The sequence below is a fragment of the uncultured Sunxiuqinia sp. genome, assembly GCF_963974515.1.
Taxonomy (GTDB): domain Bacteria; phylum Bacteroidota; class Bacteroidia; order Bacteroidales; family Prolixibacteraceae; genus Sunxiuqinia.
Genome location: NZ_CAXBDD010000123.1, coordinates 1 through 9,644, shown reverse-complemented (window position 1 = coordinate 9,644; position 9,644 = coordinate 1). Strand labels below are relative to the sequence as shown.

5 protein-coding genes are annotated in these 9,644 nt (G+C 45.1%); 1 reads left to right on the top strand and 4 read right to left on the bottom strand.

The features are described 5' to 3' along the window. Positions 1-291: 291 nt before the first annotated feature. The 4 genes from AAC033_RS16975 to AAC033_RS16960 form a co-directional block, all read right to left on the bottom strand. A complete protein-coding gene (locus AAC033_RS16975) occupies positions 292-3,762 on the bottom strand; it encodes a hypothetical protein (protein WP_339740312.1) in 3,471 nt (1,156 codons plus the stop codon). A gap of 281 nt (positions 3,763-4,043) precedes the next feature. After that, positions 4,044-5,957 carry an acetate--CoA ligase gene (gene acs / locus AAC033_RS16970; RefSeq protein ID WP_339740310.1) on the bottom strand — a complete coding sequence of 638 codons (1,914 nt, stop codon included), beginning with the start codon at positions 5,955-5,957 and terminating at the stop codon, positions 4,044-4,046. 226 nt (positions 5,958-6,183) lie between these two features. Next, positions 6,184-7,581 (bottom strand): putative collagen-binding domain-containing protein, encoded by a 1,398-nt coding sequence (locus AAC033_RS16965; protein WP_339740308.1) that lies wholly within the window; start codon positions 7,579-7,581, stop codon positions 6,184-6,186. Further along, a complete protein-coding gene (locus AAC033_RS16960; protein WP_339740306.1) occupies positions 7,578-8,987 on the bottom strand; it encodes a glycoside hydrolase family 140 protein in 1,410 nt (469 codons plus the stop codon). Before AAC033_RS16960 ends, AAC033_RS16965 begins: the two co-directional genes overlap by 4 nt. Positions 8,988-9,240: 253 nt before the next feature. Here AAC033_RS16960 and AAC033_RS16955 point away from each other — a divergent pair. Beyond that, positions 9,241-9,644: two-component regulator propeller domain-containing protein (locus AAC033_RS16955; protein ID WP_339740304.1), on the top strand; the 404-nt coding region annotated here is incomplete at its 3' end.

Sequence of the window (9,644 nt, the reverse complement as noted above, 5' to 3'; positions counted from 1 at the left end):
TTGAATACAACAATTTATACTCCCATTGAAGAAATAAGCTGAATAAGGGGAAGGAGAGTAAATCTGTCAAGCTATTTTAGGAGAGGTCAGCTTTTTGACATTGTGAATAAAGGTCATTCCCGAAAAAAATCTCACATTCCCGAAGCGTTCTACCCTACTCCCGACTGATAATATCCCTATCCCAAAGTATTATATCTTAGGATATATCCATTCTATCCTTGGATATGGAAAGAATGAAAAAAGCGAAGGGGCCATTGCGGCCCCCTCTAATAGATATCTTAAAAAAACTGACTATTCGTTAATCGGTCGAAGTGTATCGGCACCGATCGTACCTTTTAATGTATCCAGGTAACCAGGCGACGAAACTTCCTTCAACTTAGCTTTTGCAGCTTTCAGGCGTTCAGGCAGGTTGAGCCGAACAGAAGTTTCAGCAAAGTTTTTCCTGTTGGTCACCTCTTCAATGTAGGCGACATTTTTCGTCCACTGGGCCACATCGCGCTTCTGTTTCTCAACCAGCCGCTCATTGTACCAGTCGCTATTCAAAACAGCTTCGCGGGTAAACATCGCCCGAATATCGGGATGGCTCCGGTCTTTCCCCTTGTATTTTCCATCAATCATGATGTGCACCAACGCTTTCAGCGGCGGACACAACAGATCAACTGTTCCATCACGCATATATCCCTCGGCTACCCGTTTCTGAGTCACCGACAGGTTTTCAACTGAAGCCACAAACATATCCATATCCTGCATCTCAGGCTTCAGCATGTCTTCGCTGAATACCGCATCGGGCTTACTAAAAATACGCCCCATAAAGTGGGTAACAAACTTCAGCGTGATCCGGTAACCCAGCAAGCTGGCATCAACCACTTTTCCATCGTGTTTGAAATTTTCCACTTTCTCCAGGTAGCCATGTTCAATCAAAAACTTCGGATCGCGCTCCTCAACAGTCATGCGGCACCAAATTTCGGGAATAAGCAAACTGATGTCGTGATCAACCTTATAGTTGGGCCCAACATAACCGGCAGCCGATGAAAAGCCATCATAACCAGTAAGAATGTAGGACAAGAAGGCATTATTCAGGTCAGCTGCTGGCAGCAAGGAGTTGAACGGCCCTTTGGTTAACGCTCCTTCGGAACCAAAACCTGTGGTAGAGGGCGATTTTCCGGTAATGCTACAAATAAAATCGATAAACAGCTCCGGCAATTCCTGGTAGTGAATTGGGTTGTAAACAGCCAATGGCGGAACATTGATCTCGGGTTCGGCCGGATTATTTCTACGGCCGGGCAACACTGCATTCACTGGCAGCAACACCGGCTTGTCGAGTGGTATTTTTCTGAAGATCCGGGTAGCTGCTTCAGCTACATATCGTTCTACCGGAGTAACAAGATCCGGTCGGGTTTGTAAGTAACGTGGATTTTTTGACGGTAGCCCATCCACTAATCGAGGTTCGGAGGGAACAACCAAATATTCCGGAGAATCACTTTTCAGAAAATTGTTGATCAAATCTTTTACCGGCTGGGTATATAGCTCGAAGCCAATGGCATCGTCCTTAATTTCCTGAACCTGCTCACGGGTTAGGGGTTCGAAGTTCGACAGAAACGTATTCGGGCTGGAAAGGTCTTTCTCCCCTTGCTTATCATAGCCCTTAACAACACAATCATCGGGACGCTGAAACAAACGTGACTCACAATTCTTCAGAATTTTGACACTTGGATTGGAATACTTGGGATTCAGGTTTTCCAGTTTTGATGCATCCAGTGTTACTGATGCTGAAATGTCATCTTCCATTTGTACTTTGCTCGACGGGTTGTAGTCCTGACGAAGCAAAAAGATTCGCCACGATTTATCCTGGTCGTGCCCTACGCGTAAATAATTTGACAGCAGTTTCGTGTTCCTGAATTTCAGTTCATTTCCGGGAACCCCGTTAATTCGATCAACGGAGAAATAGCTCCGCCAGTTCTCATCCCAGTCTTCGCTGTAATTTCCTTTAATTACATAAATCAACACCTTAATCCGCTGAGGGAATGAGGTAAGCCACTTGTTGTATTCGTCCGTATATTCATCTGATGGGGTGAGCAATTTAATGACCGAGCCCAACGAACGCCGACGACTTAAAATATGTCTGGATTTATGAACTGAATAGTCAGCAGGCACTTTAAAGCGTTTGGAAAAATCTTTAGACATGATTTCTTCCACCATATCCAAATCGGCATTCAGGTCCGTAACAATAACCGATCCCTGGATCATGGCATCTTTAATCGATTTCGAAATCTCCGACTTTCCGCCACCCGACACCGTACATGGTTTATGGCAGAGTGTTCCTTCAGCCAGGGTTCCAACCAAATGCCATTTAGGACCTTCGATCCGCTTTTTCATTTCCACCCGGTAACCATTCGGGTAGATGTAATATTTATATGGAAGCAGCTTAATCGTTTGTTCTTTACCTGCTTGTTCCCAGCTAATGGTCTGTTTAAGCAGATCAAAATTGGCATCTTCGGGAACATAAATCACTTGAGGATAGGTTTTATCGACCGCATAGCCTTCCTTTTTCAATTCCAGCATGTCAGCGAATAAATAGATAAACGACGCGAAATTCATTCCATTGGTGGGCAAACGCTCATCAAGATACCATTTTTCGCCCAGGTTGTAACTTCGAAAAGCAATTGCTCCACCGGCATGTTCTTCTTCGGCCAAACCAAACAGGTTTGCCGAATAGCCGATCATGGTTTTAACTTCTTTCTTGCAATATCCGAAGTAGTTATCTGCAATTAAAGTAACCGCTACCCCACGCTCGTCACGAGCAGTAATTTTAAACGCAGTTCCATCGTTATATTTTTCATCTTCCTTTTTCCAACACATGCTATCGCGCTTTTGGCGTTCAGTTGCATTGTCGTAGTGAGGCAGGCCCAGTTCCTTTTTGGTCAGCTTGGTCAAATGAGGAGCAAGAATGACGCAACCAGTGTGTCCTGTCCAATTTGCAGGAGCAAGTGCCGCATCGTTTTCGGGCAAGAAAGGATCGCCGGCATTTCCAAAAATTGATTCGACGAAATCAAGGTTCGAAACCAGGCTTCCGGGCGCCAGAAATTGAATCTCCATCGATTTTTCTTCCATCACGCCGGGAACTTCAGGAACAACAATAGGACGAAGCATAAGGCTCACAAACAATTCGGCCGGGTTCTCCTGGTTAGCCGTAAAAGGCAGTTTCATAATCTCCTTCGGTGGATTTAAAGCAGCTTGCAACAATTTGCAGAACGCCCCTTTTGGCACAGCTTTTTTGTCGTCAGGAATTGGCAGTCCACCTTCGCTGACATGAAAAACTCCTTTAGTTGTTCTGCGGTCTTCTTTTGGGTTATTCAAAATTCCCTGTGAGGTTCGATACGATTTGATGATGTCGGTTTCATGATAATCGGCATTCACAGGCAGGGAAACCATCCGAGCCAGGCCATAGCGGTCGAGAATAAACGGATGATCGGGAAAAGTAACTGAGTTGTCGCCTGGGACATCACTCAAATAGTCTTTCAGAAATTTCTGGATGCGTTCACCCATCGGCGAACAATTTTTTTCCAATAACCTGGACTTGATATTGTAGTTATTTAATAATGGCATGGCCATTTCCAACAAATCAGATTTGGGTCCGTTCGCTATTGTTGGATAACCGTCAGCGGCAAGCTTCAGATTAATATATTGAATTTTTTTCTTATCCGACACGATCGGTTCATTTTTGTCCACACCAACGATTCCAAAGGTTCTGTTTACAGTCATGATATCTAAATTTTAATTGATGATTTTCTGAAGAACGCAATTTATTTTTCTGAACTCCTTCGACGATTTCGGCTTCTTCCTTTTGTTACTACAATTAGTACGTTCTTGTTCCATATATGTTCATCGGGAAAGGTACCCGTTCAAGTAATTATGCCGGGCTCAAAAATAATCAGAATATGGTTCCGCAAGTGCATTAGAGCACCGATTGACGCAAGTTTAACGCAAAGATTACATCATCAAAAAAGAAGCATTTCGGCTCCTTTTTTGACATTTTATTTCGGTTATCGTTTCACATCAACCAGTGCTCCGTCAATAATTTGTTCCACAACATCTTCGTCAAGTAAAGTCGAAATATCGCCCAAATTAGAAGCATCGCCTTCGGCTACTTTCCTTAAAATTCGGCGCATAATTTTACCACTTCGGGTTTTGGGAAGCCCTGGAACGAGCTGCACCAAATCCGGTCGGGCAATCGGGCCAATAATTTTTGTCACCCCCTGCATGATGCTTTTTCTGATGCCCTCTTCACCTCCAGTCGACAATTCGCCACAGGCCACGAAAGCATAAATCCCCTGGCCTTTAATGGCATGCGGATAGCCAACCACCGCCGATTCGTTCACCAAGGGGTGTTCATTGATGGCATTTTCTATTTCAGCCGTTCCCAGCCGGTGTCCCGACACGTTGATTACATCGTCCACACGCCCCAAAATCCGGTAATAACCATCCTCATCGCGCCTGACTCCATCGCCTGTAAAATACATTTTATGATAGCTCGTAAAATAAGTTTGCTTAAACCGATCGTGGTCACCCCAAATGGTTCGGGCCATGCCGGGCCAGGGAAACTTAATGCACAAATTACCCTCCACTGAATTTCCGATTAACTCCTTGCCTTCGTTGCTGATAATAACCGGCTGAACTCCTGGCAATGGCAAAGTGGCAAATGAAGGCTTGGTTGGGGTTATTCCAGCAATAGGCGATACCATAATTCCGCCAGTTTCGGTCTGCCACCAAGTATCAACAATCGGGCATTTGTTTCTTCCAACATGATCATGATACCAGTGCCAGGCTTCTTCGTTAATGGGCTCTCCAACAGTACCAAGCACTTTGAGCGACGCCAGTTTCTTTCCTTCCAAGAATTCGTTGCCTTTGGCCAACAGAGCTCGGATAGCGGTTGGAGCTGTATAAAACTGGTTGACCTGATATTTATTGACAATGTCCCAAAAGCGGCCGGCATCTGGCCAGGTCGGAACACCTTCAAACATCAGGGTTTTAGCGCCAGCCAGCAGGGGGCCGTATACAATATAGGTGTGCCCGGTAATCCAGCCAATATCTGCCGTACAAAAATACACGTCGCCGGCATGATACTGAAAAACATTGCTAAATGTGTAGCCCGAGTACACCATGTATCCACCGGTTGTATGCACTATTCCTTTGGGTTTACCAGTCGACCCTGAAGTATAAAGGATGAACAGGGGATCTTCGGAATCCATTTCCTCCGCCCGGCACACCTCAGATTGGCCATCGACAGCCTTGTGCCACCAAATGTCGCGACCAACAACCATATCGATTTCTGATTTCGTCCGTTTCAACACAACCACTGTCTCAATGCTCGAACAATGCTCCAGTGCCTCATCTGCAATTTTCTTGAGGGGGGTAATTTTATCTCCACGAAAACCGCCATCTGCCGTTAGCAACACTTTAGCCGAAGCGTCGTTGATCCGTTCTTTCAGCGCATTGGCGGAAAAGCCCGCGAAAACCACCGAATGAATTGCACCGATGCGCGCACATGCCAGCAAAGCAATCGCCAGTTCAGGGACCATTGGCATATAAATAGCCACCCTGTCGCCTTTGCCAACTCCCAGTCTTCGCAAGGTGTTTGCAAACTTATTGACTTCAATAGACAATTCAGAGTAAGTGAGCGTTCGTGATTCTTCCTCCGGGTTGTTGGGCTCCCAGATAATGGCTTCTTGAGATCCATGGGTATAGAGGTTGCGCTCAAAAATGTTTTCAGTAATATTCAGTTTCCCGTTAACATACCATTGAATGTTGGGCTCATCAAAATTCCAGTCGACCACTTTGTCCCAACGTTTTCGCCAAAAAAAACTCTCACCTTGTTGGGCCCAAAAAGCCTGAGGGTTAGCAACACTTTTCTGGTACTCATGAATATAGCCTCCCAGGCTATGAATTTTGTTTATCATTTTATCCGTTTTTTAGGTTGTCAACTTGAAGAAAATTAAACAACACTAATTTAAACTGAATAAAAATAAGATACAAGGTCAGCCCACTAAAAGATCATTATTCAACCGTTTAGCTGTTTCCTTGAAGTGCTCAGAACAAACCTATCCAAGTGATTCGCGATCAAAAAAATAAAAAAGGTTTACCATTTCTTCAAGCTAAAGAAGAGCAAATAAGTCTAAAAGCAATCTAATTCAAACGGCTTATTACAGCCACCCAACCTTCAGCGTTCGGGGGAGTGAGTTTCACGATTTCACCGCCAGCAATTTTTTGACCCGAAGCCCAACTTCCTTGTTGAATATTCATCCATCGAAAATTGAACTCCTCATCAAAATCACTCAAATTTAATCCAACACTTCCGCTTGCCGGAAAATAAACCACGTAGGCTTCACCTTTCTTTTCAGCCAGATAGGCTTCATTTTCGAGACAATCCGAGAGCAGTTCGTTATGGGGATTCAACTCCCATAGTCGAATCACCGATTCTATTTCACGAACCGCTTTAACCTGAGCTATTGACAATTTGGATAAACCCAAGCCCGACGGTGGCCGGTGGAAACGAGCCGAAGCCACACCGCCGAGAACATGACGCCACCAGCGTTCAATTCCGTCTTGCGTGTTTCCGTGAGGGCCACTGTCTGAACCATACGTTTTGACAGTATTCAATGGCCGGGGATGAGCTGAAAGGTACTTTCGAACCCACATCAAATTGTCCCAATGAGCCTGTCCCTTTTTCTGATTATTCTGCGAAATATCGCAATACACATAGCGTTCAGGATGGTCAAAGGTTCGCTTGTGATGATCCGACCTTAAATCCCAGTTGTCCCACATTTCAGTAACACAAATCTCCTTCTCCTTCTTCGTTGCTTTGTCCAAAATGAATTCGGCCCAAAAAACTGCCCACTCCTCCTCGCCCGAAGTCTCATTGTCAATGCAATACAAAACGTGGTCGAACTTTAACGAAATGGAAAGTAATTTTTCCACAAAACGCTTCTGGAAGTTTAATAGAAGGGTGTTATGCCGCTGCTCCGGCGTGGTGAAAAAGAAAGGCTGCTTGTTGCGCCCCGGGTGATCGGGGTAATCGGGCGCAAGTCCGGATTCCGATTCACTGTAACTGACATTATTCCCTGGATTATATGGATGAGACAGCCAATTCTGTCGGGAATAGTCGAACCTGTCCCAAATTTCGATTTGAACTATGATATCACGTTTTCGGGTTTCCCTCAGAAAGAATTCAAACCGCTGCCAGTAGTCGTCATTCCACTGCTCCAGATCATACTTCCCATTGTCCAGCATTTTGAACGGATACAGTTCAAAACCCCGATCCTGCCTGTCGCTCATCGTATTGCGAACGTAATTCGCGCCAATTACCTTCATCGAATCAAGGTGCGAAACCAACCTATTGGCCGGCCATTGAAACAGGTTGTCATCATCGCTGGCACCCAACAGCATCACCGGCCTGTTTTCATATTGCCAAAACCAGGGGTTTTCTTTCCACGGTTGAATTCGCTGTTTATCACTTTTTTTATTCATGAAGGCAGTGAGGACTATACTACAAATAAGAAGTCCGCCCAATTTTAGTTTGTTCATCTTGCCTTTAATTTTGCCGGGGTCTTAAATCCCGATTTTACATCATCGAGTACCAGCACCCAGTCGTTGCCATGCCCTCGGGTTGGCGTACTGAATTGATGCATTCCGCTGTGTTTGACCCGACTAATTTTTGTAACCTGCCCAGTTCGGCAATTATACCACCAGGCTTTCGATTTTTTCCAGCCACACGCATCGAGATCCAATTCAACATCCAGCCCGGTGGGAATGTATATCATCACATAATTCGCGCCCTTGGTAGCTACAATGAATTCTTTCTCCGGCATATCGTCATTCTGGATAATTCGCTGAAAAGGAACCCGGCCAATCAAGGGGCGGCTCTCCATCAATCGGCGCAGGTGAATCATATCCCAAGCTCCGGGCAGATCCAGGTCATCGCGCCAGCTGTTGCGGGCAAAACCAATGGGTTGACGTCCTTCATCCAACATTTGCCAAATGGCGTGGCAGCCATAGGTCACGCCAAACCCACCGGAAAAAACACCCCAGTAGGTTGCTTGCCGCACATCCACATCATCGAACCAGCCCAGCGTTTCGGGTTTCCAATTATGCGGATGATCTTCATAACGCGGCTCACCATCTAAAACCGGCTTTGCCGGCTGCCGATTGTAGTCGGGCCACATCAAACGCTGAAAAATAGCATATGAGCGCTGGCCATGGCCGGTTTGCATCATGTTGAAATCGAGCCAGTCGCAATCATGAAACCACTTCGAAGAGCTGGATTCTCCCGATGGGTGGTAAGTCATCAAGTGATTTTGATCAACCGATTTAATGCCGCGCGCCAAGGCATCCCAAACTGGAAAATTTTCACCACCCCCCGGTCGGTCTCCTCCGTTAATCCAAATAATATTCTTAAAATCCCGATAGCGTTTCCCTAAAATTTGGCCATAGACAAAAGCATTCATTTCATTAAAAATGACCGGTCCGACACCCCATTTTTTATCAACTTTATCACCCCAGGTTGGCAGCAAACCAATAAATACTCCTCTTTCTTCCGCTTTTCGGATTACCCAATCGACATGTTCAAAGTAAGCTTCATTGATTTTTGCCGGGTCATTGTCAATCAGCGGCCTATTCCCTTCTGCATTGGGAGTGTTGAGTCCATCCAACTCGGCTAAAACAACGGCCTGAATCACATTGAATCCCTTCTCCCGTCTATTCTCCAGGTATTCCAAGGTTTCATCCTTGGTTAGCCGGTGAAACATTTCCCAAGCCGTGTCGCCCATCCAAAAGAATGGAGTGCCATCTTCGAAAGTCAGCAGACGATTATTTTCAGCAATGACAAGCTTGTCGTGCGAAAAATCAACGGCTGGTCCTTCCCATCCTATCTCCTGCGACAGCACATGAAAAGAAAGGGTAATCAAAAACGCGATGAGCAGAATCGGTTTCATTGTTTTGTAGTTTAGGTTTAATTAGACGACCGGAATTTACAACTTTTGATTTAAATTAGATGAAGTCTGCATTTGATTTTGTTGATCCAAAGCTGCGTAACAGAGAATACCCCGACAACCTTCCGACTCAAAACACTGGCAAACCCCTTTGCTTAACCTGACAAAGCAAAAAAAAGAACTTATACAACAGTTTTTACACGTTCGGAATTACTTTTTATTATATTTGGCCGTGGGTATAATTGATTGATAGGGCGTGAGTAAAGGTCTTTTCCATACATTGTTTTCTCTACTTCTTTTGGCGCAAATAACCAATGGATACTGCTCGGTTGCGTTTGTTCATTATGGCACCGAAGACGGCCTGCCGGAATCACGAATCAAAATCATTGCACAAGACTCCATCGGTTTTATCTGGCTGGCCAGCGAAAACAGCCTTATTCGTTTCGACGGGCATCATTTCAAGACTTACCAAAACAGAACTGGCGGAGAAACGGTTCTCCCGGGAAACAAAATCAGCGCTCTTCATACCGACTCAAAAGGTGTATTATGGGTTGGCTCTGAAAATGGGATCTTTCACTATGACTTTTTGAAAGATCAATTCATCGGATCATTTGCTGGCTGGGACAAAATTTTCGTGAATGATTTTGCAGAAGATGACCA